This window comes from Ruegeria sp. SCSIO 43209 (assembly GCF_019904295.1).
In the GTDB taxonomy this organism is placed as follows: Bacteria; Pseudomonadota; Alphaproteobacteria; order Rhodobacterales; family Rhodobacteraceae; genus Ruegeria.
This window is the reverse complement of record NZ_CP065363.1, coordinates 41,192-67,166: the sequence shown is the minus strand read 5'-3', so window position 1 is coordinate 67,166 and position 25,975 is coordinate 41,192. Positions and strand designations below refer to the sequence as shown.

The 25,975-nt window shown below is 60.8% G+C and carries 25 protein-coding genes; 7 read left to right on the top strand and 18 right to left on the bottom strand.

The annotated features are described in order from the left end of the window. Window positions 1–9 precede the first annotated feature (9 nt). The 4 genes from merA to I5192_RS21985 are packed head-to-tail and all read right to left on the bottom strand — an operon-like array spanning window position 10 to window position 2,390. Window positions 10–1,446 (bottom strand): mercury(II) reductase, encoded by a 1,437-nt coding sequence (gene merA / locus I5192_RS22000; protein ID WP_223118697.1) that lies wholly within the window; start codon window positions 1,444–1,446, stop codon window positions 10–12. Next, window positions 1,439–1,672, bottom strand: a complete 234-nt coding sequence (gene merF, locus I5192_RS21995) for a mercury resistance system transport protein MerF (protein WP_223118696.1) — start codon at window positions 1,670–1,672, stop codon at window positions 1,439–1,441. Before merF ends, merA begins: the two co-directional genes overlap by 8 nt. Window positions 1,673–1,676: 4 nt before the next feature. Next, complete coding sequence (locus I5192_RS21990; RefSeq protein ID WP_223118695.1) at window positions 1,677–1,982, bottom strand: heavy-metal-associated domain-containing protein; 306 nt, start codon at window positions 1,980–1,982, stop codon at window positions 1,677–1,679. Between the two features lie 18 nt (window positions 1,983–2,000). After that, window positions 2,001–2,390: a mercuric transporter MerT family protein gene (locus tag I5192_RS21985; protein WP_223118694.1), complete on the bottom strand. Its 390-nt coding sequence runs from the start codon at window positions 2,388–2,390 to the stop codon at window positions 2,001–2,003. Window positions 2,391–2,466: 76 nt separating this feature from the next. Between I5192_RS21985 and I5192_RS21980 the strand changes: the two genes are divergently transcribed. Next, the gene (locus I5192_RS21980) at window positions 2,467–2,883 is read left to right on the top strand and encodes a helix-turn-helix domain-containing protein (RefSeq protein WP_223118693.1); all 417 of its coding nucleotides are present in this window, start codon (window positions 2,467–2,469) and stop codon (window positions 2,881–2,883) included. Between the two features lie 73 nt (window positions 2,884–2,956). Here the strand turns inward: I5192_RS21980 and I5192_RS21975 are convergent, their stop codons facing one another. The 9 genes from I5192_RS21975 to I5192_RS21935 form a co-directional block, all read right to left on the bottom strand. Next, complete coding sequence (locus I5192_RS21975) at window positions 2,957–4,870, bottom strand: type IV secretory system conjugative DNA transfer family protein (RefSeq protein WP_223118692.1); 1,914 nt, start codon at window positions 4,868–4,870, stop codon at window positions 2,957–2,959. A 14-nt stretch (window positions 4,871–4,884) separates the two neighbouring features. After that, complete coding sequence (locus tag I5192_RS21970) at window positions 4,885–6,813, bottom strand: relaxase/mobilization nuclease domain-containing protein (RefSeq protein ID WP_223118691.1); 1,929 nt, start codon at window positions 6,811–6,813, stop codon at window positions 4,885–4,887. Then, window positions 6,806–7,426 carry a helix-turn-helix domain-containing protein gene (locus tag I5192_RS21965; protein WP_223118690.1) on the bottom strand — a complete coding sequence of 207 codons (621 nt, stop codon included), beginning with the start codon at window positions 7,424–7,426 and terminating at the stop codon, window positions 6,806–6,808. Before I5192_RS21965 ends, I5192_RS21970 begins: the two co-directional genes overlap by 8 nt. Before the next feature lie 410 nt (window positions 7,427–7,836). Further along, window positions 7,837–8,013, bottom strand: coding sequence for a hypothetical protein (locus I5192_RS21960; RefSeq protein ID WP_255612201.1), 177 nt, complete (start codon window positions 8,011–8,013; stop codon window positions 7,837–7,839). A gap of 637 nt (window positions 8,014–8,650) precedes the next feature. Beyond that, window positions 8,651–8,989, bottom strand: a complete 339-nt coding sequence (locus I5192_RS21955; RefSeq protein ID WP_008335621.1) for a DUF736 family protein — start codon at window positions 8,987–8,989, stop codon at window positions 8,651–8,653. 994 nt (window positions 8,990–9,983) lie between these two features. After that, a complete protein-coding gene (locus I5192_RS21950; protein WP_223118689.1) occupies window positions 9,984–11,189 on the bottom strand; it encodes a patatin-like phospholipase family protein in 1,206 nt (401 codons plus the stop codon). After that, window positions 11,186–13,471, bottom strand: coding sequence for a ThiF family adenylyltransferase (locus I5192_RS21945; RefSeq protein ID WP_223118688.1), 2,286 nt, complete (start codon window positions 13,469–13,471; stop codon window positions 11,186–11,188). The genes I5192_RS21950 and I5192_RS21945 overlap by 4 nt, the downstream gene beginning before the upstream one ends. Then, window positions 13,471–14,601, bottom strand: coding sequence for a hypothetical protein (locus I5192_RS21940; protein WP_223118687.1), 1,131 nt, complete (start codon window positions 14,599–14,601; stop codon window positions 13,471–13,473). The genes I5192_RS21945 and I5192_RS21940 overlap by 1 nt, the downstream gene beginning before the upstream one ends. A 68-nt stretch (window positions 14,602–14,669) precedes the next feature. Continuing rightward, window positions 14,670–14,891 (bottom strand): DUF2188 domain-containing protein, encoded by a 222-nt coding sequence (locus tag I5192_RS21935; RefSeq protein WP_009803658.1) that lies wholly within the window; start codon window positions 14,889–14,891, stop codon window positions 14,670–14,672. A gap of 161 nt (window positions 14,892–15,052) precedes the next feature. Between I5192_RS21935 and I5192_RS21930 the strand changes: the two genes are divergently transcribed. The 5 genes from I5192_RS21930 (at window position 15,053) to I5192_RS21910 (ending at window position 19,115) form a co-directional block, all read left to right on the top strand. After that, entirely contained in the window at window positions 15,053–15,370 is a 318-nt protein-coding gene (locus I5192_RS21930; protein WP_035367104.1) for a helix-turn-helix transcriptional regulator, read from the top strand. Continuing rightward, complete coding sequence (locus I5192_RS22680; protein ID WP_255612265.1) at window positions 15,371–15,940, top strand: ImmA/IrrE family metallo-endopeptidase; 570 nt, start codon at window positions 15,371–15,373, stop codon at window positions 15,938–15,940. Between the two features lie 160 nt (window positions 15,941–16,100). Beyond that, window positions 16,101–16,949, top strand: a complete 849-nt coding sequence (locus I5192_RS21920) for a type IV toxin-antitoxin system AbiEi family antitoxin (protein WP_223118686.1) — start codon at window positions 16,101–16,103, stop codon at window positions 16,947–16,949. After that, window positions 16,939–17,853 (top strand): nucleotidyl transferase AbiEii/AbiGii toxin family protein, encoded by a 915-nt coding sequence (locus tag I5192_RS21915; protein ID WP_223118685.1) that lies wholly within the window; start codon window positions 16,939–16,941, stop codon window positions 17,851–17,853. The genes I5192_RS21920 and I5192_RS21915 overlap by 11 nt, the downstream gene beginning before the upstream one ends. Further along, complete coding sequence (locus I5192_RS21910; protein WP_223118684.1) at window positions 17,850–19,115, top strand: nucleotide-binding protein; 1,266 nt, start codon at window positions 17,850–17,852, stop codon at window positions 19,113–19,115. The genes I5192_RS21915 and I5192_RS21910 overlap by 4 nt, the downstream gene beginning before the upstream one ends. Window positions 19,116–19,171: 56 nt before the next feature. Here I5192_RS21910 and I5192_RS21905 read toward each other — a convergent pair whose 3' ends face one another. Both I5192_RS21905 and I5192_RS21900 read right to left on the bottom strand, forming a co-directional pair. Further along, entirely contained in the window at window positions 19,172–19,768 is a 597-nt protein-coding gene (locus tag I5192_RS21905; RefSeq protein WP_223118683.1) for an SMC-Scp complex subunit ScpB, read from the bottom strand. 2 nt (window positions 19,769–19,770) lie between these two features. After that, a complete protein-coding gene (locus tag I5192_RS21900) occupies window positions 19,771–20,655 on the bottom strand; it encodes a DUF1403 family protein (RefSeq protein WP_223118682.1) in 885 nt (294 codons plus the stop codon). Between the two features lie 113 nt (window positions 20,656–20,768). Between I5192_RS21900 and I5192_RS21895 the strand changes: the two genes are divergently transcribed. After that, a complete protein-coding gene (locus tag I5192_RS21895) occupies window positions 20,769–21,878 on the top strand; it encodes a tyrosine-type recombinase/integrase (protein ID WP_255612264.1) in 1,110 nt (369 codons plus the stop codon). Between the two features lie 12 nt (window positions 21,879–21,890). Here I5192_RS21895 and repC read toward each other — a convergent pair whose 3' ends face one another. From repC to repA, 3 genes are all read right to left on the bottom strand, one after another. Then, entirely contained in the window at window positions 21,891–23,171 is a 1,281-nt protein-coding gene (gene repC, locus I5192_RS21890) for a plasmid replication protein RepC (RefSeq protein WP_223118681.1), read from the bottom strand. A gap of 160 nt (window positions 23,172–23,331) precedes the next feature. Then, complete coding sequence (repB, locus tag I5192_RS21885; protein ID WP_223118680.1) at window positions 23,332–24,327, bottom strand: plasmid partitioning protein RepB; 996 nt, start codon at window positions 24,325–24,327, stop codon at window positions 23,332–23,334. Between the two features lie 103 nt (window positions 24,328–24,430). Then, complete coding sequence (repA, locus tag I5192_RS21880; protein WP_223118679.1) at window positions 24,431–25,642, bottom strand: plasmid partitioning protein RepA; 1,212 nt, start codon at window positions 25,640–25,642, stop codon at window positions 24,431–24,433. Window positions 25,643–25,975: the final 333 nt, after the last annotated feature.

Below are 25,975 nucleotides of genomic sequence, written 5' to 3'. Positions count from 1 at the left end.
GGGACCCGCTCACCCCGCGCAGCACGACAGCTTTGCGACATCCTTGTCGAAGGTTTGAGCGGCGAGCTTCAATCCCTCGACCGTCGTGAGATAGGGGAAGATCGTCTCGCCGAGCGCCTTTGTCGTCATGCCGAACTTCAGCGCCATGGCGAGCGTCTGGACAGTGTCTGCCCCCTCCGGCGCCATGATCACGCCGCCGAGAAGTCGGTCGGTCGCCCGGTCCGCGACGAGCTTGATCAGGCCGCGCGTGTCGCGGGCGGCGAGCGCGCGGGGCACGTTGTCGAGGGTCAGCACGCTGGTCTTGACATCATGACCCGCCGCGCGCGCTTGGCGTTCGGTCAAACCGACGCCGGCGACCTGCGGATCGGTGAACACCACCCAGGGCATTGCGGCGTTGTCGTAGCGCTCCGCCCCGCCCAGAACGGCGTTGCGGGACGCGAGCTTGGCGCCATAGGCGGCCATGTAGACGAACTGGTCGCGGTCGGTGACGTCGCCCGCCGCAAAGATGCCGGGCTTCGTGGTCTGCATGTCGTCGCCAACCCGGATCGCACCGCGTGCGTCGGTCTCGACGCCCATCTCCGCGAGGCCCAGCCTCTCGGTGTTGGGTGCGCGTCCCGTCGTCGGGACGAGGCGGTCGGCCTTCAGGTCGCGCTCCGCGCCGTCCACCGTCACGGTCAGCACCGCACGGTCCCCGTCGCGCCGTGCGGCGTGATAGGTTGCGCCGTCAAGAACCGTGACACCCTCGGCGCGCAAGGCCTCGGTGAGCGCCTGCGCCACCTCCGGCTCGGTGCGCGGCAACAGGCGCGAGCGGCAGACAATGGTGACGCGGGTGCCCATCCGCGCCATCATCTGCGCCAGCTCCACGCCGATATAGCCGCCGCCGAGGAAGATCAGGCTTTCGGGCAACCGGTCCAGCTCCAGCAGCGACGTGCTGTCGAGCGTTGGTGCGTCCTGGACCCCAGGGATGTCGGGCACGGCTGGTCGGCCGCCCGTGGCAACGATCACCTTGGGAGCCGTGATCCTGCGCCCGCCGACCTCGACCCCGCCGGGGACGAGACGCGCCGGACCCTCGTCGAGATAGGTCACACCGTCGTAGCCCGGCAGTAGGTCGGCGTACTTCTTCTGGCGCAGCGTCGCGACCAGATCGTCCTTGGCCGCGGCCAGCGCAGCCCAGTCGGCGACCTGCGCCTCGCCGCGAAGGCCCGGGAACCGGGACGCCGCCTGCGCGCCGTGCACGGCCTCGGCCGCGCGGATCATCGTCTTGGAGGGCACGCAACCCACGTTGACGCAGGTGCCGCCGATGGTCCCATTCCCGATGAGCGCGACGCGCTTTCCTCCTTCCGCGGCGGTGATCGCGGCCGAGAAGCCGGCCGATCCGGCGCCGATCACGGCAAGGTCGAAATCGCCCTTGGGCGCGCAGCAATCGTCTTTCATCAGGTCATCCATCCGTTCGAGTGTTCAGTCGCCGCTGCCGCCGCCAGACGGCATAGACGGTGAGTGCGACGAAAAACGCGAGCGCGGGCAGCAGAACGTAGTCGAGCCAACCCAGCCAGGCCGACAGTCCCAAGGCGCCGAGAAGCACGACCAGGATCGGCCTGAAGCAACAGAGCGCCACGATGATGGTGCCGACGATCCCAGTCGCGATCAGCTTGCGGTCGGACTGCTCGGTCATCCCATCAGCCCGAGACGCGCGCCGGGTAGCCGGCATTGGCCGACGCGGTCGCGATGGCGTCGGCGCTGGTCGCGGCGGTGTTGAAGATCACCGTGGCGGTGCGGGCCTCGAAGTCGATCTCGACGGCGCGCACGCCATCGACGCCCTCCATCGCGCGCTTCACCGTCACGGGGCAGAGCGCGCAGGTCATGTTGTCGACCGCGAATGTAACGGTCTGCTCGGCGGCGACGGCCTGCGCGGCAGCAGGGATGGCCGTGATCGGCGCAACGGCGGTCAGGCCGAACAAGGCGAGTGCAAGGATCTTCTTCATGTGGATGTCCTTTCGGGGTCAGTAGAGAAGCGGGGCCCACCAGTCGATGGTGAGGGCTGCGAGAACGAGGATCAGGGAGGCCCAGAGCGCCGACTTGGTGATGCGCGCCGATGCTGGCCTTGCGCAGTAGGAACCGGGCTCGCAGACGGTCTGCTTGCGGAAATAGACCTGCCGGAATCCCGCCGCGATGAAGCCGAACGCGATCACGGCGAAGATCGGCTTGTAAGGCTCCAGAGCCGTCAGGTTGCCGATCCAGGCGCCCGAGATGCCGAGAGTCAGAAGCACCAGCGGCCCGATGCAGCAGGCCGAGGCGAGGAACGCGCCGAGCATCCCACCTGCCGCCAACCAACCCTTTCGGGCCGGGCGATACCCGTCCGCGCTGTCCGTTCTTTCGTCTGTCAGCGCCATGTCGCGCACCTCTCGTCTGTGATTGACGATGGGTGTAGGGTCTGTAGTAACTACAGGCTCAAGAGGAAACTTGCCCATGACCGATCACGAGCGCGAGAGCGGCTTTACACGCGGCGATCTTGCCCGGGCGGCTGGCTGCAACATCGAGACGATCCGCTATTACGAAAAGACCGGCCTGCTGCCTGACCCGCCCCGCACCGCCGCTGGCTACCGAATCTACTCCGTCGCGCACGCCACACGCCTGCGCTTCATCCTGCGTGCCCGCGAACTCGGGTTCTCGATGGAGGACATTCGCGGGCTGATGGGGCTCGAAGACGGCACGGCGCCGACCTGCGCCGAGGTCAAGGAACGGACGGAGCGGCACCTTGCGGACGTACGGGCGAAGATCGCAGACCTCAGACGTATAGAGAAAGTGCTCTCAGTGACGGCGGCTCGATGTTCGGGAGAGAGTGTACCGGACTGCCCGGTGCTTGACGCGATTTCGCAACCATAAATAGTACATGTGCGGTCACTGAGAAGATTGGCGGTCGAACGGCAGATCTGTTCCATTGGCGACGGAGCCTTCCTCACCCACCCAACAACTCCTCGATGAAATCCTCCCGCGCATCCAACACCGCCTCCCATTCCTTCGGCACTGCCGCTGCCCGCTCGAGCGTCTCGGGCTCAAGCTGCCCGCGCCCGGCCTCCATCGCCATCACGCTCATCGCGCGCGCCTCGCGGCGCTGCGAGCGATCCCGGACAGGCGTGCGCTCCGCAGGTTTTCGCGGCTCATTCTGACTGGCTTCATCCGCACTTTCACCGCCCCAAGGCCCCACGCCCTGCACACTCGGTGGATAAGGGAAGGGTTTGCCCTCCTGGCGGGCGAGCATGTACTTGAAGAAGGGATCGTCGTAATACTTGATCCGGCTCGCCTTGATCGGATGCTGGGGCGAGGCGAGGATGATCACTTCGTCGGGGTCCATTAGGCGTGCTTCGGTCTCGGAAAGCAGCGGCCGTTCTTCCAGACGCGCTGAGGTCGAGGTCGCGCCAAGGAAACCCTTGTTGCGACCATACATCCGGGTCACCGCCTCGCGGGTGGTGCTGCCGACCGCGGCGGAAACTTCTTTCACGGTGCGCTGGTCACGCGGGGTGATGTAGAGCTTCAGCCCTGCCCCGTTCTCGAGGCTTTCGCGGCCTTCGGGCCCGTAGATCCGGTCGAGCGAAGCCAGCGACTGCGCGATCATTGCGACGCGGCCGCCGTAACTTGCCAGCGAATGGATCGCCCGTTCGAGATAGGGCATCGCCCCCATCTGCTGGAACTCGTCGATCATCATCATGACTGGCCAAGGTTCGTCCGGACCCGGTTCGTTGAGCCGAATCGAGGCGATGAGATCGGCGAACATTAAGCGCAGAAGCGGCGCCAGCGTCGCGATATGATCCTCGGAGACCGCGATATAGAGCGACTGCGGAGTCTTGCGGAATGTCGAGAAATCGAAGTCGCTCGCCTCGGTGGCCGAGCGCACCGCCGGGTTGTCCCATTGCTTGAGACCGGCCGTCATCAGCGCCTGAATGTTCGAGGTCAACAGTCGCGACGAGGCAGAAGCGGCGTTGGTCCAGAGCTCGCGCAGGATGTCTTCCTCGGCCTCGTCAGCATAGGTCTTGTACTGGGCGTTCTTGTATTCGCCCCCGGCGACGATCTTGTTCACCTCGCCAAGGTTCGGCGCGCCACGCTGGATCGCGAGAAGACAGGCGGCGACAAAGATCGATTTGCCGGCCTCGGAAAAAGTGTCGAGGGTCTTGTTGTCCTTGTCGAGGAACAGGTCGGCCAGAATCGACACCTCGGTGAAGCGCTGCGCGAAGCTCGGCGCCTTGGCGATCCGCGCGAGCGGGTTGTAACGATGCGTGGCATTGGCCCAGTCGAAGGGGCTGAAACGATAAACCTCATCGCCGTTGAGCGCCCGGAGACGGGCGGTCTTCTCGAAGTTCTCGCCCTTCACATCGAGTACGACGACCGAACCCGCGAAGCTCAAGAGGTTCGGGATCACGAAACCCACGCCCTTGCCCGCGCGGGTCGGCGCCACCATCATCACATGGGGGATGGTGGTCGAGGAGATGAACTCCGCCTTGGACGTCGGGGAGCCGAGCTTGCCGCAGACGAAACCTTTGCCGGGTGCCTGCAGCATGTCGTTCTTCTTCAGCTCCGCCTTGGTCTGCCAATGGGCCGACCCGTAATCGTCGCGCTCCTTCTTCCAGGTCCAGGCCAGCGCCAAGGCGCCAAGCCCAATCGCCCCGAAGCCGACAGCGCCAAACCCCACCTTGAAGGCCTCTGGGTGCGCCGCGCGTGTGACTGTGCTCGCCTTCCAGAGCGCCAACATATCGAAGCTCTGGAACCCGGTTTTCAGGGCCAGGGTCAGGTAGAAGGCGGCGACGATGGTGCCGATGACGGCGCCGCAGATCACACCGAAAAGAAGCGCGGCCCAGAGGGGAAGTGTCTTGGTCATGGTGGTCATCCCTCTCAGAATTCCATCTCGTCATCGAGACCGCGGTCCCGACCGAGATCGCGCCCCATTTCCTGCGCCTCCTGCTGGCCGCGCAGTCGTGCCACCTCGGTCGCCTTGTCCTGCTGCAACCCGGCGGCGCGGTCGGTGAAGACCTGATCACCGGTCTCCTCAAACGTCATTTCGAGGAACTCCTGCGTGACGGTGATCTGGTCGAGCTTGCTCGGCAGGGCCGCGTCCAGCACCTCGTAGTTGCCACGCCGAAGTTCGGCCAAGCCCTCCTCACCTAGTTCCTTGAAGAGCTCGGATTGCAGGGTCCGCTCGACCGTCTCTTCCTGTTCCTCGGTAAGCTTGCCGTCCCGCAACATGTCGGCGAGGTCCTGCAGGTAGGGATTGGGCGTCCGGTCATCCTCGTCGATGAGGGGCAACGTCGCCTCCTCCTCATCGGCGAGGGTCCGGCCGATCTCGACGCCCAGTTCCTTGGCGCGTTCCATCAGGGCGTCCATCACGCCGTCGACCTTCTCGAGGGCGGCATCGAGCTGGTCGTCACTCGCGGTCTCCACGCTCAGACCGTCCTTGGCCAGCACCGCGTTCATGTCCCGCTCGACCCAGTCCTGCGCCATGCCGTAGTTCCGCGTGCCGCCCGCCGCGATCCGGGCCACCAGCTCCTCGCTGTCCATGCCCACCTCCTCGGCGCGCTCGAGCACGTCGCGCAGCCCTTCGTCATTGCCGGACTGCAGCGCGGCGATCAGCACCTCGCTGCCCGCCCCCGGCGGATAGGGTTCTTCGAGCTGCTTGCCGAAGCGCGCGCGCAGGTCCGGGTCCGGCACCATCTGCGAGAGGTCCGCGATGATCGGCGCGGCCTTGGCTTCAAAAGCGGCGCGCTCGGCCGGGTCCAACTCCTCGGCCTTGAGCCGCAGCGCCTCGATCGTGCGCTCGGAATAGTCGATCGCATCACCGACGGTCTTGATGTCCTTCATGTCTATCTCTCCTTCGGTGAAGTTCCACGGCGTACCGGAACCGAGCCCGTCCGCCATCCCGCGCACGGCGCGCGCCATGTGGCGCTGGTCCATCCGGTCCAGAAGGTCGGCGAGGTTCTTGTAGTCCTTGGCGAAGCCCACCACCTGCGCTTGCGCGATGGCGGATTCCTGGGCCGTCATGATGATCTCGCGCGGCAGCCTCGCCTCTTCCTTGGCGCGGTAGATCTCCTCGATACCTGCAGGCTTCTCGAAGATGCCGCGCTCGAGCCGGGTCGTGGCGTCGAGCATCACGCCATAGCCTTCCGCAATCTCGGCCTGCTTCTCGCGCATCAGCTGCGGCGACATCACGCCTTCGGCCCAACAGGAGAACCAGGTCCCCTTCTCGACGCCGCGATTGTTCAGGATGATATGCGCGTGCTTGTGCGCCCGGTCGTCATGGACCGCGAGCACATAGTCCCACTGATCGCCGTATTCACCGCTCTCGAAGAAATGCTCTGTCCAGTCCATGGCGATGTCGCGCACCTGGTCGACGGTCACATCGGTCGGGAAGGACAGAAGCATGTGCGAGGTGAAGCCGAGCTTGGTCGAGCCGCGCCAGGTCTCCGCCCAATCCTCGATGATGTCTTCTTTCTGCTCCTCAGAAAGCACCGCCGCATCGGTCAGGGCATTGGTCATCGTCGAGTAGGTATAGACCGCCTTGTCGTTGATGTAGGAAATCTGCGCCCCGAGCGAAGCACGCGTCTTGCAGCCTCCGGCCCGGATCCGTTTGAAGACCGCCGCCCGGCTCTGGCCCGACGCCGCCTTCAACGCGTTGCGCGCCGACATCGAGCCCACGCGCGCAAAACTGCGACCCTGCCGACGCCCCGCCAGCCGCGCGTCGATCCGCGCCGCCGCCTGACCCCGGATGCGCTCATCCTCCCAGAGCCGCCCCATGACCGAGGCGTAGAGGGCGAGCGGATCAGCCATTACGCACCAGCCTCAGACCGCCGCCTGTCACAGGCGAGCTGTCCTCCAGAACCGCGCTCTCCGCCCCCTGCCCTTCTTCCTTTTGCGGCCATTCCTGATAACGCAACGCTTGCGCCGCATCCTTCATCCGGCCCATCTCACGGCTCATCCGCTGCGCCAGATCGAGCAGTTCGATCAGCACCGCGCGGTCCGCCTCCGAGACCACTAACCGGCCGCGATGCACCACCTTGGCGAGCACCAATCCTGCGTCGCTCACGTCCTTCGCCTGACGCCATGCGGCGCAGAACTCCGCGACCAGATCACGCGGCACATCGAGGAAACCGCACCGCCCGCGCAGCACCGCATTGAGCGCCTGGGACCGGTTGGCAAAACCCCGTTCGCGCCACTCCGCATCGAAGGCGTCCAGCTCGGACTGGCTGGCCCGGAACGCCACCGTCTCGCTTGGATCGCGCACCGCGATCCCCTCGCCCGCCTCCTCTTTCGCGAGCCGGTTCACGTGGCGCGGAGAGATGCCGAACGCTGCCGCCAAGTCCTTCGCGCTTTCACCCGCCGCAAAGCGCCGCGCGACTTCGATGCGCTCTTCAAGCTTCAGGTTTTTGCGGGCTCGGCCCATCTTCAGACCCCTCGGACAAAATGTGCAAACATTGGCCATATCCTGCCAACGTCTTCCTTCTCTCCTTCGCTTATACTTCAATACATCACATTGCGCAATATTACGTTTTGCATGTTGTGTCTTTTTGCTGGCATTGGACGCCGTCAGGACCCCGCTGCGCAGCGCGACATGGAACGGGTCCCGCCCTCATCGATGCATGACAACCAGGTCGAAAGAGCTTCCGAAACTTGTGTTTAAGACGCACGCGATGGCAGGCAAACCGAACGCTCGAGCCGGTCACGGATCGGCGCCAAGAACACGAAAATGGCCCGCGCGGGATGGCGCGGGTCGCACCCTCTGAGGGCGTCACGAAGCTTCTTAGAGACGGCGTCAGACCCCTGCGGATCCGAAGACCCGCAGGGGTGTCTGGGTCAGTGACCCAGTCCCTGAGAGCGCAGGTCGTCGTAGCGGCTGCGGGCGATCAGCGCCTCGGTCTCGAGGCTGTCGAGGGTCTCGGGATGGGCGTCTTCGTCGAAGGCGGCGAGGTAGGCATCGAAGGCCATTTCGGCTTGCAGTTCGGCGAGGTCGATGGATTGTTCGAGTGTCATGATGTGATCCTTTCCGTTGATCGTCGTTGGACGGATCGTGGAAAAGACCGGGGGCATGAGAGCGGGCAGCACCCGGCACGGGGCGGAATGAAATGGAGCACGCCGGGGGCAGGTTTGTTGTGAGCGATGCCCCGCAGCGCTCAAGGCGCCAGCCGCCCAGAAACCTGTCCCCGGCGTTGCCGACCGCTCGACCCCGGGCTAGCGATCTGAAAGGCCAACAGGTCGACGAAAAGGCGCGCAGCAGTGACACTGATGTGAGACGTTGCCCTCGGACACATGACGTTGATCTGCGGTTTTCACCCTCGCGGCACAGGGTGAGTTCGGCGCCCCTGCCAGCTTCGCCAAGACGACCCAGGCGCGGGTTGCTCGACTGATAGAAGGAGTGCGCTTGACCTCGCTCAGCGGACTGCCAGTTCTCCCTGCTGACATTCAGTCCCGCCTCGGGTTCGTGCGATCCACGCTGTCCCTCAACAGAAAGATCAGAGCCGCTACTGCGACCGATCCAGTCAGACTATCCGCCTCGGTGTCAGCGTCCGAAATATGCCACGTTCTTCGGACATCGGCTTTTTTGGCCCGCCCATCGGGCTCACCCAAGAACGAGAGATAGCCAGACCGCCGGAGCGGTCTGGCCCTTGGCTTAGGCGGCGTCTTTCGGCCCCCAGGGGATGACGGCCTGCAGGGACAGATCGTCCTGGTTGGCGGCCTTGCCGAGATTGGCGTTGAAGCCGTGGTCGCGGATGGTCAGCGTGTAGTAGTCCGCGCCGGTCTCCTTGTTCTGCTTCTTCCAGATGCCGCCGCACTCGACCAGCTTACCGCGCGGGGAACGGCCGAGGACGCGGTGCGTAGGGGCCATCGGGTTCGCGCTTGCGACGGGTTCGACCGTGATGTCGAGATCGAAGGTCAGGGTCGAGATGGAGCCGACGCCCTTGGCGGTTTCGATGTCGGCGCTGGTGAATTTGATGCAGTTCGTGGTCATTGCTCTTCTCCTTGTTTGCGTTGCAATGATGGTCACCTTGCAGCTGGCCAAGGCCCGGCCACACCGAAGGCGAAGCGCAGCGGAGAGGGGCAGGCGCCGGTCTTTTTGATCCGCGAGGAATGGCCCGCAGGGGCAGGGGAAAAAGATCGGCGACAACCTTTGTGGCCGGGACGACAGCTGCGACCAGCATGTCATGCAAAGCAACACATCGGGAGAAGTGTGGGGGCCGCGAAGGAAACTGGGTGAACAGCCGAGCGAGATGCACGGGCGCGCGCCTTACTTACCCTTTTGCCCCGATCCGAACCCGGACGAGACAGCGCTTTGCCTGACCGTGTCTCATGTGCTGCGACGGCTGGTTCCCGTGGCAACGCGAAGTGCGTTGTCTGGAGGAGCAGCAGGGAGACCGTCGAAGCCTCGATACCGTGCTCGGCTCACCCGGATTTCTAACGGACCCTCTACGGCACCCCGATAACTTGCGATCCGCGCATCACGACCATCAACGGCCTGATACCAGCCGCGGCCAATTCAATCTGGCGGTCGTCGAACACAGCTAGAGACCCATGATGACGGGGCGACATAGCATGTCCGACAAAGCGACGAACAACGCTGGCCGAGATGCGAAGTGCGAGATCACCGATGTTACGCGCCCGCCCCAGCGACCGTAACCGGAACGGCCGAGATGAAGCGTTGCCACGACCATGCGACGGTTGGTCGGGTTGGCTCCGGAGGAGACTGCACGGCCAGCAGCACGTCGCAGAGAGTGGCGGCGTTTCAGTTCGGGGAGGGCGGCTGCGTGCAGCCGGCCGAGTAGGGCGCGGTCCTGACCAAAGGGCAGGAGGGGCCAAGTTCATAAAAACAGGAATTCTGAGGCACAATTGTCATCCTCTGCCACAATGACCAGTCTGGCGGGAAGTATCGAGAGTTCTGGATGCAAGCGGCATCAGCGCTCGCCACTTTTCCAGTCGCGACAATGGGGGTTACTGTTATGCCCGTTCTAGGAACAGCTTTCGCTCTGCCGCAATTCAGAAACCAAATCGGGCATGTGTTCCGCAATCAAAGCGTATGTCAACTGTTCGCCACGCTTGCTGAGTTTCTCAATCCACTCGTCCGGCATGGCAGAAAAGTCAGTTGGATATCCATGTGCGTCGTCGCGTGATACGAGATCCGATGGCGGAAAGGCGAGGCGGGAGTCATCCTGCCCAAGAAAGGGCATGGCAAACCTTTTGATCTGCCCAGATGACTTTAAATCGAACAAGCGCTTCACGGCAGCATTCTGAGCCCTGTCAAAGATGCAAGTGAACGTACTTGTAAGCCGCGCCATGAAAAATTGGCTGGGCGGATCAAATCGCAAACCGTAGCCCGCTCGACAACATATGATCGTGTCCACACCAGAAACATTCAGGCTCACCGAGGAGTCCCGATCAGGCCAAAGCGGCGCCAGGCCCAAATTGTCGTAAGCCCCGCCGTCGGTCAGGGTGACGTGCTCCTCGCGTCGCGATCCGTCAGGTTTGTTGAAAGCGAGACGTTCATCAAGCGCCGGCAGAAAAAGCGGATATGCCGCGGAGGCTATGACAGCGTGCGCAAGAGTCGTCTGTGAACCGGCAAGTTCCCCGAGACGCCAAGATCCCGATTTCTCTCGCGAAAAATAGAACGCCGAACCTGTGCGCAAATCGGCAGCGTTGATAATCAGAAGTGGGCGCGTCGCGGGCAATTCCCGCAACTTAAGTCCGTGAAAGACATCTTCGTCCAAAACCCTACGTAGGATCGTCGTCCTGCTCGCGAAACGCGGCAGCGGTGCGCGTAACTTGTCGAAGCTCCAGCGTGTACGTGCGGTCGGTGGCAGTATCAGCGAAAGGAGGCGCGGTCCGGTCGCGATCGCCAAGATTGCGAGGTTGATCACCCCAAGAAGGGTAGCACAGTAGATCGCACGCAGGCCTTCGGTGGTCGTGAACACCTTGCGCAAGGCCGGACGCACCAAGCCGGAGGAAAGCAACGAACGCACTTTCGTCTCGAAGACCGGAAACGGTTCGTCATTAGCCGCATAAAGTGCGCCAATGACGCTTCCCCCTGATACGGTGGATATGACCCGAACTTCGTCAAGAATTCCGAGATCATGCAAGGCGCGCAGACAGCCTAGGTGGAAGGCGATGGCACGGGATCCACCGCCTGACAGCGAGAGGCCGATGACGGGCTTACTCATCGAACCGACCTTTCGGCTAGCGGAGAAGAAGCTTCGCTATGGCGCATAAACACGACAGCGAGTTCGGCCTCCCCAGCAATCAACATCAGGCCGGGCAAGGTATCCATGTCAAATATGGTGGCGAGCCAATTGATCTGGGACAGGTCGGTAACGCTCGGCATCACCCCGACCAGTGGCGGATGTGAATGCCACTCACCGACGTAGCGCAGCTGTCCCTGTGTCTCCGCCATAGATCGGTCGATCATCTGTTGGACGCCGTCGGTGCCGCGAACAAACCCAGTTGGCGATCCGATGCTGTCAGCAGGTGCTTTGGCGGCATCGGCAAGGTGTATTTTCCGGGCAGGAATGTCGACGACTCCGAGCAGGATACCTCCCGTCTCTTTCGGCAGGCATTCATGGCGCATGGCAGTGATGCGTGAGCGGAGTCCGGCATCGAGTGAGACCTGCCAGCCGTCAACATCGAAGCGACGCACATCCTCCGCTGGATAAGAGAAGCTCCTGACTTGACCCTCTGTACCAAGCGACCAGATCCGGATGATCCCTTTATCAGCGTCGGCGGCCCGTCCCAGACCTTCCGCAACCAGCCCACTTAGGGCCATGACACGCGACTCCGGGATCAAGTTTGTGATGGCACGGCAAGCGCCGGTATAGGCGAATGTCCGCACCGGGGTTTCTAAATGACCCGAGAGAGCCTCCTCCCGGACGACATGCCTCAGATACTGCGCTTCCAGATCGCGTAGCGTGACGCTGCGATCTATCGGTTCGGCCAGCAGAACGGCGGCATCCCCCGCCGGGCTAAAAAAGATGCTGAACCGCCGAGCCTTGGATTTATGGTCAGAGAGGAAGCGCTCTGCCAGCAAAGAAGCGGATGCATCCACGATAATGTCGGCGCCATCGAGCGCAGCATCAACGTCGTCATTTTGCTGCCCTTCAACCCCAACCTGGGCGGTTATTGCTGTAGCCACAGAGTCTTCATCGTCAAGAATGCTCGCCAACGCCCCAGCGAGCAATTCAGATTTGCGCCGAGCGACGTCGCCGCCGAAGCCAACATGACGGGCAAGGTTGTGTGGAAGCAGGACGTCATCGTCTATCACAGTCCAGCTAAAACGCCCCTCTCGGGCAAGACAAGGGGCGACATGGGCACCGATCGCGCCCCCTCCGACGATCACTGCCTTGCGTGCATCCGGGATGGTGCGGCCCGCAAGCCGGGTCGCAAGGTCTCGGTCAAAGGTTGCGTGGACTTCGACCGGCAGCACGGCCATCGCTATCAGCGCAGCTTCATCCACAGGTCCGGCGGTCAAAGCGGTAACGAAGCCGGCGGCTCCGCCCTGATCCTTGCTTTCGACCTTGTGAGCAATTCCGAGCGCGACCGCGATGTCACCAACCTTCTCAGCAGTGACGAAGGCCCGAAAATCTGTGCCCTGTTGTGTTCCGTCTGGTGAGGTAATCGGCATCTCGACGACCACTGCCAGGCAGGAATTGATCCGCGCCGCATTGGTGCGTGCGTCGTTCAACCATTCGGCGAGGCGCGTACGCAGATCGGCAAATAGATCGATCCCACGTGCTGTGAGCAAGTCGGCAAGGCTGCCAAGATTACCTGGCGCGAACGAAAGCCGCACCATCTGCGCCGGAGGCACTCGGTACGCTGCCACCGTCAACGGCAAAGCCAGTGTGCGCCCCTGCAGCTGGGAAAGCGGGATCACGCGCATCAGCGTGCCCGTGTCGTCAGGGACAGCGACGAGATCCTGTGTGTTGACGTTATCGATCAACGCACGGGACATGATGATGTTGTAGCCGGTCCCGAACATGAGCGGGTCGACCGGCTGCCGGGCGTCATGCAATGCGCCCTCGGCAGCCCGCCGAAACCAGGCAAGGATACGCTGGACAAGCTCGGCCGGTGTCCATGTGAGGCGCGCTTCCGCCCAACTTCGGTCATCGATACAGATCGCGCGGGGTGATCCTTCGGCAGTAAGGTTTTGGTGGGCAGTGTCGGGAAAATCGCTGCGCAACACGTAGACGAATGGCATTGAATCGCCGCCAGCGAAGCGAACGCCAATTCGTTCTGTGCGCCGGATTGGCACGACGCTCTGCTGCGGCCTGCCGGTCCTGAAGGTGAGTTCTACAAGCTCACCTGCTCCTCCCCTGCGTAGTGCGACGACGGCAGCGAGTTCGGCGGCATGCCGGTCGACAAACCGTGCAAACGATGCCGCTGCCGAAGAGGTGAGGTCATCGACCTCGATCACTTCGTCGAAGGATGCCTTGAGCCAGGCTTCGACGTCCATTAACCAGCCCTGGGCGACGCCGCCGCGGCGGTTCCAGCAACCATCGGCGCAGCAAGCGCAAGGGCGAAACCAAATGCCGTGATCTTGTATGCGAAGGGCTTAGGATCATTCTTCGACGGGTGCTCCATCGTCACGATGAATTCGCCGTCGTGCGCCACAGTGATCCGACGGTGATAGTTTGCAGCCTGCCGGTGCGGGGGCTGGACGTCGTCGTCGGCTTTCGACCCTTTGACGGGGATCGGCCAGGACGGAGAGATAATGTCGCTGCCGGGTTGGCGCTGATCCTCGAACAGCCACTTGACGTCGGGGTCAGGGACAGTCTCGTTCGAGCCACGCTCCGGCCCCAACGACTTGTAGGAGCAATGGTGCGGCAGCTTCATCAGATCCCAAGCGAGCCTGTCCTCATTGCCGTGCTTCCGGGTAACCTGGACGATCGCAGCCAGCGTCTCGTAATTGACGTCTGAGGCGAGAAGCAGCCTCGTCTTCTGGCCGCCCTCGACAAAAGTGGCCTGCATAACGATCGAGTCTTCGTTGCGATCGACGACAGTGTTTTCATCCTGTCGCCAGCCGAACGGGCAATGCACAAAAAACTCAACCTTCTCTGGCCCAGTCAGTGAGTACCCCGGCACGAGTTTGCCAGCATCCACAATCAGGTGCTTGCGGCTTTCAAAGTCGATCCCTTCCGCCTCCATCCAGGCCTTCAACCGTTCAGGGCGAGAGAACACTCGAATGCCCTTGCCCTGACGCAAACGGTACCGTGCCTCCGCACGGACCAACCGCGCATCATCCTTCAAGTTCTCTTCAAGGATTGCCGCTGCAGGTACCCAGAGTTCCCTAATCTTTACGCGACCCTTGCCTTGGTAGAGCGCAGCATGATCGAGCCAGAAGAAGTCACCGAACCCCTTGCAGTGATCGGTGTCAGTGTGCGTGATGCAAACCGCATCGAAGTAGTCGCGGCCCGCTTTTTCTAAGTCGCGCCGAAGTGCCGTCGGCAAGTCGCAACGCTGGTCATCCTCATCGTCGTCGCAACGCATTGCGGCGAAGTCGATCAGGATCTTGCGCCCATCGGCAAGGTCGAGGCGGGCGGTGTCGGCGTTGCCGAGCGGAAAGAAGTTCACCAGAGCCTGCATTTCACTGTCCTCATATTTTTGCCCGAGCAGATTGGGCAGTTCTTTGACCTCCAGCCCGGTGCTGGAGCCTAGCCTTTCGGCGGATAGGGATCATTCCCATAGGAATTTGCGTCTCGGATCTGGCCATTAGGCCGATGGATGACGACCTCGCCTCGCTCTCGGATCGCCGTGGTGCGTGCGGCTGCGGTCGCCTCTGCCTGAGTCGCATGCGTGGATCCGACCCGGGTAGCGCCCTCACGGCGTGCAGCCCAACCATCCCCGTGGGGGACCACATGAATACGCTTTGACATCGAATTCTCCTTATTTTCCTGACTCGCCTCGATTCGAAACTGTTGACCCCGGCCCTGCGGCATGATTCAAGTGTTTCACAGACTGGTATAGGTCAGAAGCCTCACCAAGTAAACAGTCTTCGCACCACTAATACCAGTTTGCGAAACACTAAGGAGGGCATATGAATATCAACGAACTCGCCCCACTAGTCTTAAGGCGACGGGGAAACATGGGGGTTAGGGCTGCCGCGAAGGAGATCGGGATCAGTCCGACCACACTCACGAGGATCGAGAAAGGGCATGTCCCAGACGTGGGCACGCTCAACAAACTTAGCGAATGGCTGGGGGAGGAGCCTTCGAAGTTCACCGGCGTTGGAGACCTTCAAATCGCATTCAAGAACAGGAAAGCCGTCCCGCAAGCGACCGCTCTCGCTCTGGCTGAACTCATCACGCAAGCCTCGCGACAATTCGAACAAGACGTCGAGGCTCGAGGACACTAAGTGGCATTCAGACGAGGGTTCAAATCTCAATGTGAGCGGCGATCGGTCGAGTTTCGAAAACAGTTCGGTCTGTCCGATCACGATGCGCTGTCTGCCGACCGTTTGGCGGAGGAGCTTCGAGTCACCGTTTGGTCCACCGATGACGTCGACGGGATATCGGAAAGCGCCAGGTCGGTTCTGAGCGACGAGACAGATCAATCGTGGTCCGCCCTGACGATGCGATTGGGCGCGGCCCATCTTGTCGTCCATAAACCGGTCTCCTCAAGAGGTCGCCGCAACAACGTGGTGATGCACGAACTGGCGCACATCATCTTGGGTCACGAACTTGCAAAAGCCTGCATCCTGGAGGACGGCTCTCTTGTTCCGGGTAATTTCGATCAAGACCAGGAAGACGAAGCCGACTGGTTGGCCGGAGCCTTGCTGCTGCCCCGGCCCGCCCTTCTGTCGATTCGTCGTCGGCGCATGTCAGATCGCGACGCTTGCGAGGAACATCTCGTCAGTCCGGAGATGCTGAAGTGGCGGTTTCGGATGACCGGTGTGGATTACCAGCTATCGCGCCGCCGCGTCTAACCCATTATAAATATTTAGTTAATGGTGAGCGTTGTTGTTCGCATTAGCGCTTCAGCTACGATTTTTTGGTTTGACGTATTCCATTTTTGCACACCTTAAGTTACTAAATTCAGCATACATCAAACCAGCTTGAGTTTACGAAGAGACCTGAAAGCAAACTATGAGTGTGCAAAGAGGACAAAAGCTCAACTCGTTGCAGCGCCTCCTTCCAGAAGGTTTGGTCGCCAGTTCGCGATGGTTGGACGAGGCAGGTTACTCGAGCGCACTGCGTAGCAAATACGTCGCGAACGGCTGGTTGGAGCAGCCCACACGAGGGATCTACAAGCGGCCCGGTTCCGAAACACGATGGCAACACCTTATCATCTCGCTGCAATCACTCATGCGAGTTCCGGTCATCGTCGGGGGCCTCAGCGCACTCGAACTTCAAGGCTACGGTCACTACGTAACCATGGGAAAGCGGAGAAAGGTTCACCTCTACACGGAAGCCCCCCTGTCCAAATGGCTCAACGAAATCGACCCCGAGATCGATTTCCAGACGCGAAATGCGAAAAAGCTGTTCAAGTCGGAGGCGATCTTCAAGGCGATCCAAGACCTCCCACCAATTTCGTCGACAGGCAATGTCGAGACATTGGACAACCCCGACGGTGGGTTGAGACTCCATGTCTGGGGTGACAGATCCTGGCCGATGGTGATCTCCCGTCCGGAGCGAGCCATTCTGGAATTTCTGGACGAGATCCCGACACACCAGTCCTTCGAGCACGCTGCGGAATTGTTCACCGGACTTTCAAACCTCAGTCCCAGGCAACTCCAGGCGTCTCTCGAAAACTGCGGCAGCGTGAAGGTGAACCGACTCTTTCTGTGGTTCGCCGAGCGGAACGATCACGCCTGGTTCAAACGACTCGATCTTGATGCAATCAACATCGGCAGTGGCAAGCGGGTGGTCGCAAAAGGAGGCAAGTTGGACGCTAAATACCAAATAACGGTGCCGGAGGGTCTTGATGGCAACTGATGAACGGTTCCGACAGCAAGTCGATCTTTTGATCCGGGTCCTCCCGTCAGTGGCTGAAGAAAACGTGTTCGCGCTGAAGGGCGGGACTGCGATAAACTTGTTCGTCCGAGACCTGCCGCGCCTGTCCGTCGATATCGACCTGACTTACCTACCCGTGAAAGCCCGGGAAGAATCCCTCGCCGACATAGACGCCGCGTTAGACCGATTATCGAAATCCATCTCGGAAGCCGTGCCTCAAACCAAGGTCGTTCCCAGTCGACTGCACAACGAAGGGATCGTCACCCGTCTGGTCGTCCGGACACCGGAAACTCAGATCAAGGTCGAAGTGACACCTGTAGCCCGCGGTTGCGTGTTCGAACCCAGAGTCATGCAGGTTGCGCCGTCGGTCGAAGACCAGTTCGGCTACGCAGAGACCCAAGTAGTTTCTTTTGACGATCTCTACGCGGGAAAGATCGTCGCCGCACTTGATCGCCAACACCCCCGCGACCTCTTCGACGTGCGGGATCTCCTGAGGAAGGAAGGAATCTCGACGTCATTGCGACAAGCGTTCTTGGCCTACATCGTGAGCCATAACCGGCCGGCTATCGAAGTTCTCGCTCCGACCCGAAAGGACATTCGCTCGGATTTCGAGGAGAACTTCTTAGGCATGACCACGGAGTTGGTCGAACTGGAAGAGCTGGTCGCAACCCGTGAAGAGATGATTGAAGCAATAGTTGCGCAGATGCCGGACGAGCACCGCGCCTTTCTCGTTGGTGTGGAAAGAGGCGAAATTGACTGGAATCTTTCCGGCCTCACGGACGCGGCCAACCTGCCCGCCGTTCGCTGGAAGCTCGCCAATCTCGACCGACTTGAAGCCGAAAGACGGCACAGACAGGCAGAGAAACTTGAGGGCATCTGGCGATGACCGACACCGTGTTTTGGTCATGGCAGAATGACCTGCCCGCAAGACTGAATCGGGATTTCATACGAGATGCTCTAGCCATCGCTGTCGACCGAGTCAGTGAAACTCTCGATGTCGAAGATGTCGAGCGGGTGGCCCTGGATCACGACACGAAAGCAACCGCCGGAATGGCAGACATCAGCCAGACGATCTTGGAAAAGATATCCAGAAGCGCCGTTATGGTCGCAGACGTCACGCCTATCGCTAAGTCTGCTGGCGGAAAAGCGCTACCGAATCCGAACGTCATGGTCGAGCTCGGCTACGCAATGAGCGCCATAGGGTTTGAAAGGATAATTGCCGTCTTGAATACGGCGAACGGTGACACCGTAGAGAACTTACCCTTCGATATCCGGCACCGCCGAATACTGACCTACACTTTAGCTGCGGAGGCGACAAAGGCGGAACGGAAAACGGTTCGGGAAGCCCTCATCAAGCAACTGGCCGAAGCCGTCCGGGTTAATATTGATCTGGTCCGCGACGCTAGGTCCGCCGCCGAGCCTATCCTGGGCGTCGAGAGCGACCCTCATTCGCCAGGCCTATGGAAAGCAGAATGGCCCGCGACGCACACCGACGGCTTCGGTGAAGTTGCTCGTGTAAGGCCTTTGGACTTATCGCGAGCTTGGCTCAGGATCATCCCTGCAGGTTTTCCCAACGGCCGTCCATCGATCACGGCGCTGGAGCAATTGCCAGACAGCGCGCGTCTCCGGGCTCCCACAGGGGCAGGAAGCGGCGGAAATTTCGGATCGTGCCCGTTCGGGTTCGTGACGTACTGGGTCGCGGGTCGGGAAGAGGATGGAACCTGTCGTTCACGAAACCTTGCGGCATACCTCGAAGAAAGCGGCGAAGTGTGGATGTCAGACGGTGTGGCGTTCACCGAGCACAAGGGCCAGAAACACATCTCTTATGGACATCTGTTCTCCAATTGGATCAGAGGATTGGCAAACGGGATGGCCTGCCTTGACGCATTGGGCGCGTCGAAGCGAAGACGGATCGTCATGGGCATCGATGGCATGTCGGACGCGGTCTGGCCGATGCAATCCGGCTACGTGCCCGCGAGATCCCGTAAGAGCGGTCTCTTGGTCGACGAAACGGAGCGCGACTGGCCAGATGAGCGGCGCATGCAACTTCTTCACAGGACGTGGAACTCACTGCGCGACGCATTCAGCATCGAGCCGATGACAAAGGAAGAGTTTGCCCACTATTTCGAGGTGCGACGGAGAAACTGAGCCTTGGAGAATTGCCAACTCGACCGGAGCGTCATCACGGATAACTGTTGGCCTCATCACACGTCCACAACCAAGCCCGCATCGTCTAGCTGCTCCCGATCGGGAAGATCGCGAAGGCTTTCTAACCCGAACGCGATTAGGAACTGCTCGGTCGTGACAAAGGTATAGGGTGCCCCTCGTCGAGGCAACCGTGGCCCGGTCCCGATCAAGTTCCGCGCATGCAGTCGCCCGATCAGGTCGCGGCTGATCTCCTTGCCGAAGATATCCTTCAGCCCGTCGCGCGTGATCGGCTGGTGGTAAGCGATGGCGGCCAGGACCGCGACGTCGAATTCACTCAAGTCCAGCAGCTGGTCCCCGACATCCGCTGCTGCGCGGATCGCGGGGGCGTAGATAGCACGCGTCCGGAATATCCAGCCGCCAGCGACCTGCGCAACTTCAAAAGCCCGCCCTTCCAGATCGGCGGCAAGGTCCTCGACCAAAAGGTCGACCGAGGCCACCTGCCCGACCACGCGGGCGAGTTCTTCACGCGGCACGGGGGAGGCAGAGGCGAAGAGCACCGCTTCGATCCGGCGCATCCATTCCCGCCAGCGCAGCTCCGGCGGCAGGTCAGTCAACTCGCGGTCAAGCTCGGCTTCAGGGCGATCCTTTGCCATCGCTACACCCCGTAAAGCCGAAAGGTGTCGCGCCCGGTCAGCTCGCACACTGCGCCGAGGTCAACCAGCCGGTCGCACAGCCGCCGCGCGGCGCGATCCGGCAGCGGCAGAGCCGAGGGAGCAACAGCATCGCGTTTCAGGAACATCTCAACTGCATCCCCCGCCCCCTTGGACCGCAGCTTGGGCGCGATCGCCTTCAGATGCGTCGCCCGACGCGCGAGGTCGGTGGCGAGGCGCACGGCCTCGACCGCCGATGAGATGAGCGCCCGATGACAGGCGAGACAAAGGTCATCGCCGCGCTTGCGCAGGTCGGCGCGTTTCAGGCCTGGGGCCAGCAGCGGCACGAGATGATCCCAACCGAGGGCTTGCGCGAAGGCCGCATCCGCGAGGATCAGTCCTGCTACGTCTGCGCGCGGCGCCTCGCGCAGCACCGCCTCCAGAACCATCGCGGCCCTGGTTACTGGCGCCCCTTTCCCCGCATCCAACCACGCGGCAATCTGGCTCGGCTCGAGGGTCGGCAAGGCTCGGCCTAGAGCCTTGATCGACACCGGCCGTTCCACAGCGCGCCGCCAGGCCAGGCAGATTTCGCCCGCCGGCCCGGGAAGATCGCCGGGGCGCAGGAGGTGTACTGCGTCGCGCAGCTCCCCTGCCCGCTCCGGGCGTCCCGAAAACGCCATACAAGCCTCGGCCGCACGCAGCGCGAGGCGATCCCGCAACAAGGCTTGGGGCACCTCCGCGCGTCCTAATACAACATGCAGGTGGTTCAGCACTGCGCCCGACAAAAACGCAACATCTTCAAGGGTTTCGGCGCGGGCCGAGGTGACCCAGCCGGGCATCCGGGGCAACATGTCGACGTCGCTCATATGATCCGGTCGGGCAAATGTCATGCCCGAAGCCTACATTGACGCGGCGCTTTCTTCCAGAAAATAGCACAATAACTGCCCCACATTGCGCGACCTTATTATGTCCAATAAATTTGCATTATCGGACATAAAAGAATATGCTCGGCGACATGTCAGAAAACACCGAGAAATCGACCTCAGTGCCGCCAAACGGGTCTTCGTCCAGCGAGGGCAATGAGAGAGATCGCCCTGACGGCGACGCATTGAGCCTTCCGTCCTTTGTGGTCGGCTCCGGCACCCTCGATCGCTTGGTCGACACCGCCCGCGACTATGCGCGCGCGGCGGCGTCTGACAACACGTTGAAGGCCTATACGAAGGATTGGGCGCATTTCGCACGCTGGTGTCGGATGAAGGGCGCGGAACCGCTGCCGCCGTCGCCGGAGATGATCGGGATCTATCTCGCGGATCTTGCGTCCGGGTCAGGCCCCTCCCCTACCCTTTCGGTCAGCACCATAGACCGCCGCCTGTCCGGTCTCGCCTGGAACTACGCGCAGCGGGGATTCACCCTTGATCGCAAGAACCGGCACATCGCCACGGTGCTGGCCGGGATCAAGCGCAAGCACGCACGTCCTCCGGTGCAGAAGGAAGCGATCCTGGCCGAGGACATCCTCGCGATGGTTGCCACCCTGCGCTATGATTTGCGCGGGCTACGGGATCGGGCGATCCTTCTGCTCGGCTATGCCGGAGGCCTGCGCCGCTCGGAAATCGTCAGCCTCGACGTCCACAAGGACGACACGCCGGAGTCCGGCGGATGGATTGAGATCATGGAGAAAGGCGCCCTCCTGACCCTCAACGCCAAAACCGGTTGGCGCGAAGTCGAGATCGGCCGCGGCTCCAAGGATCAGACCTGCCCCGTGCACGCGCTGGAGCAATGGCTGCACTTCGCGAAGATCGACTTCGGTCCGGTCTTCGTCGGCACCTCGCGCGATGGCAACCGCGCCACTGAAACGCGACTGAATGACAAGCATGTTGCGCGCCTGATCAAGCGGACGGTCCTGGACGCCGGCATCCGATCCGAGCTGCCCGAAAAGGAACGCCTGGCGCTGTTCTCCGGCCATTCGCTGCGCGCCGGTCTCGCCAGCTCCGCCGAAGTCGACGAGCGCTACGTTCAAAAACAGCTTGGTCATGCCTCGGCCGAGATGACCCGCCGCTACCAGCGCCGGCGCGACCGGTTCCGCGTGAACCTGACCAAGGCCGCCGGACTCTGATCCCCTGCCCCATCACGCCGCCTGCCCACTGAGCCTGCCATAGAAGCTGCGCTCGAGATGCAGCTCCCCTGCCCCGGCCTTCTCGACCATGCCGCGCAGATATCCGCCCGGCGAGGAAACTTCGCCCGCGCAATGCTTCTCGAAGACAAGCGCCAGCGCCGCTGTCGCCACCTGTTTGCCCAGCCGGTCTTGCGCCACGTTCCACGCATGCTCGGACACCCCGATCATCGGCCTGAGCTGCCCGGCAACCCGGTGCAGATCGCCCCAATCCTTCAGGAAGCCGCCCATATTACGCGCCCAGGACGCGAATTCGGGACAGGCCTGCATCACTGTGGGCAGATCCAGTGCCGCGCGCTTCTTGCGGACTTCAGCCACCCACTCTTCCAGCTCCCTGTCAACCTGATCTTCGGGCTGAGCATTGGGCACCACGGCCGCGACTTCCTCATTTTCTGAGGAATTACGAGTTACAGGATCAAGTTGGTTTGTAATTAGTATATGAGGGTCAGAAATGACCTCCCTGGGGTTCATTTCTTGAGTCTTCTCAGGCGTTTGTTCCTTGGTTTTAGGGGTGTTTTCCACAGGTTCGACGACCTCAGTTGCCTTGAAATAGGCAGCTTCGACGCGTTCCTGAAGCTCCTTGAACCATGTTAGCAGCCGCACAAGCTGTTCCGAGGCTTCATGACGGCGCGGCAGTCGATCCAGAAGCTCCTCAAAGAGCCCGGTGAACTGCGCCCAGGGCCCTCGCAGCGCGCTGCTGACGGCCGCCTCGATCCGCGCGCGGATCATGCGTCGTGCCACTGTGATCTGGCGCTTCAGGCGCTGGCAGAGCTCGCGCTCGGCCTGCAATTCGGCGTGCAGTTCCTCGAACTCCACGACACGCGCCGACAGTGGCGACAGATCGAACCCATAGGCCTCGACGATGCGCCCCTCGGCGTCTCTGCGACCCCAGCGCTTCCCGTTGGGGCTGTCCTGGAAGGAGATCACGCCGATTTCGGCCAGCCGCCGTGCATGGCGCTTGAGCGCCGACAGCGAGAACCCGGTCTGCTCCATCAGATAGGCGTTTGACGCCCAGACGATCGGACGCTGCCCTTCCTCCCAGTCCTGGGCCTGGGTGAAGGCTCCGAGCGTGTCGAGGAGCATCATGTCTCCGGCCTTGAGGCCAATGTATGCGCCCACGCGCTTCACAGCCACGAAGGCCCGCGTTTTGGGTACAGCTACTTGTTCACCGGCTTGGGCAAGCTGCTCTGCAATGCCAAGACCCGGTGTCGGCTTGCGCCAACCTGTATGTTTCATGCCTGTTTCTCACCTCCAGTTATGTGAAGGCAAAAGAAAGCCGTTCGCCAAAGTGGCGTTCTTGTTGACAGTGATTCGCGGGAGAGATATCTTCTAAGCGACCAAACTTTTCAGATTAGCTCTCAGGCCACGCTGCTTGGGGGCTTTTCTTTTGCCTAGATCATTGTTCTGACTGCTCCTCTTTCGTCGCGAGGAATTCGTTGTACAGCTGATCAAGCCGACCCGAGAGAAAGTCCCCGAACTCGGTTGAATCTTGTGCCGTAAGCGAAATGCTGAATGCCTTTCCGGAACGACCTATGACTCCCTTGATGCGGCCTTTGCCGGCAGTCCAGGTTCGTTTCTTGGGCATGGCACGCGTTTTTCGGCGCTTCGGCGCCCTGCCCGCTTCTGCCAGCTTGCTGTGCAGGAACTCAAAGCGAGCATCACTGTCGAGGTTCTGAAACCCGTCGAACTCCAAAGCTTCCTTGAGGATCTTGTCGTTCGATGGTTCCGAAGCCAACTTCTTGAAGTCTTCCCAGCGATCACGTCCAATCTGCTTGGCCGGCCCAATCTGTTCGATGACGTGCCGAGGGACGTTCTGCGCCACTGACAGCATCCGTGAAAGCAACGTCCCATCGATGGTAAGGGCGGACTGGATCACGTCCTTTGCTTGCCCCATATCCAAGAGGCTCTTCGCAAATAGGGCCTTCTCAATAAAAGAGAGATCTGCGCGCGCAGTGTTTTCCTGCCCTTGAGCAAGAATGTGAGCCACATCGTCCATTGGTTTTACAACTGCGCGAACCTTACGGCCGAGCGCCGATGCAACTCGCGCACGGCGATGCCCGAAGACGATCATATAGCGGCCATCCGCTTCCGGATGCGGTCTAAGCAATACCGGCGTGTCCTGGCGACCTGCTGCGATCGATGCTTTCAGTTCGTCGAAAGCAACATCGTCATCACTAAGCCGATCCGAAACGAATGACACATCGATCAATTGCGGATCGATCTCGACAATGGTTTCGCCTTCAAGGAGACGCTTCGAGTTCTCCGCAAGGCTATCAATCGAAACCTTCATCGATTTCGAAGCACCGCGCATTGCGTATCCGGAGCGACCGGAATCCTTGGGTTGCTCTGACGTGCCTGCCATAACACTCTTCAGGAGGTCTTTGCGTGCCATCAAGCCATCTCCTTTTCGTCAGAATCCAACCTACGCGCTGCACGCATTTCGACAGTTGCACGGCTGTCAAAACTGGCTCTCTGCACGGCTGTCAAAATCTTAGTCATTCACGCCCCCAAGCCTTGTGAATCAGTTCGGCGATTTCGTCATTCACGTCATTCAAAGATGTTACTGCGCGGTCGTAAGTAGTCCGCACGAACTGAGACCGTTCAACTTCGTAAAGCGTCTGCTTAGTAATCCCAGCGTCGGAGATCGCCGTAGACTTCAGCACAGGAGCCGACAGCATCTGATTTGGGAACATCGCCTGGAGGAACCCAACCATCTGCTTTTGGGGACCGTCCGTTGGTTCAAATCGCGTTACCAGGTAACGGAACCACTTCAGGCGCATGTTCGCGCCAGCGTCACGGATCGTCTTCATGATCCCGCCCAGCATCAGGAGAAACTGGCTCATCGACATGACGTCCAGCATCTGAGGATGAACCGTCACAATGACCGAGGAAGAAGCCGTGAGAGCAGTGAGAGTGAGGTAGCCGAGCTGAGGAGGGCAATCGATAACAACCACGTCATAGCGGTCATCAACCTCGCTAAGCGCCCTCGATATACGAGTGAAGAAGGTACGGCCCTCATGGGGTTCGCTGCTCGTCAAAGCAACCGGGGTATCGTATTCGTACTCTTGAAGCTCGAGACTTGCCGGAACGATATCTAGGTTGGGGAAGTTTGTTGGCTGGATCACCTCAGAGACCGGCTTGCGCTCGCTATCATACCGAAGTGTCTCGTAGAGCGAAGGCACGTCGTCGAGTTCAGGCTGAATGCCGTGCAAAGCTGTGAGCGAGGCTTGAGGGTCCAAGTCAATCGCAAGAACTCGATGCCCTTTCAACGCCAAGTGCTGCGCGAGGTGAGCGGCGGTAGTGGTCTTTCCCGAACCCCCTTTGAAGTTCACGACAGACACGACGTGCAGTTCTTCGCCAGGTTGCCGATAGGGGACATAACGGCGTTTTCCGGGGCGACCATGCTTGTCGAGATAAGCTCTCAGTTCCAGCATCTGCTCGGCCGAGTAGCTGCGCCTCCCGGACGACGATGTTTCAGGTTCAGGACCTTTGCCTTCGAGATGAAGCTTCTTAATGGTCGACTGGGTCACGCCGAGATAGTAGGCAACCTCTGCCAACGAAAACTGACGTAGACCTTTTTGTGCGTCCGGAGGATACTGTTCCTGCCGCAACATATTGAGGCGGTCGGAAATCAACTCTCCTTGCTCTAGAATGATCTCATCGAAGGGTTGATCCTTCGTATCAGCCTCAAATGACCGTTCTCGCATCTGACTGCCCTCTAAATATCGCTTTTTCAGCGATTTCGCTCTTTAAAGTGTCATCTACACGGAAAAATGAGTCTTAACAACGATTTTCACCCGATGGCTCGAACTCAACCGAGACACCTGCTGGCTTAGATGTTCCGACAAATTGTAGTGACCTCGGAAGATGGCCGCCCAATATATGGGAACTTTTGCGTCATCAGCAGATCAGAAGCTGACCTAAACTTCGCGATGCATCCGCCGCAATCATTTGTTTATATTAACTTTTCTATCTTTGCACGGCTGTCAAAATGCAATCAACTCGAGGCATCGACGCGCCCGTTTAAGCCGCGAACACCA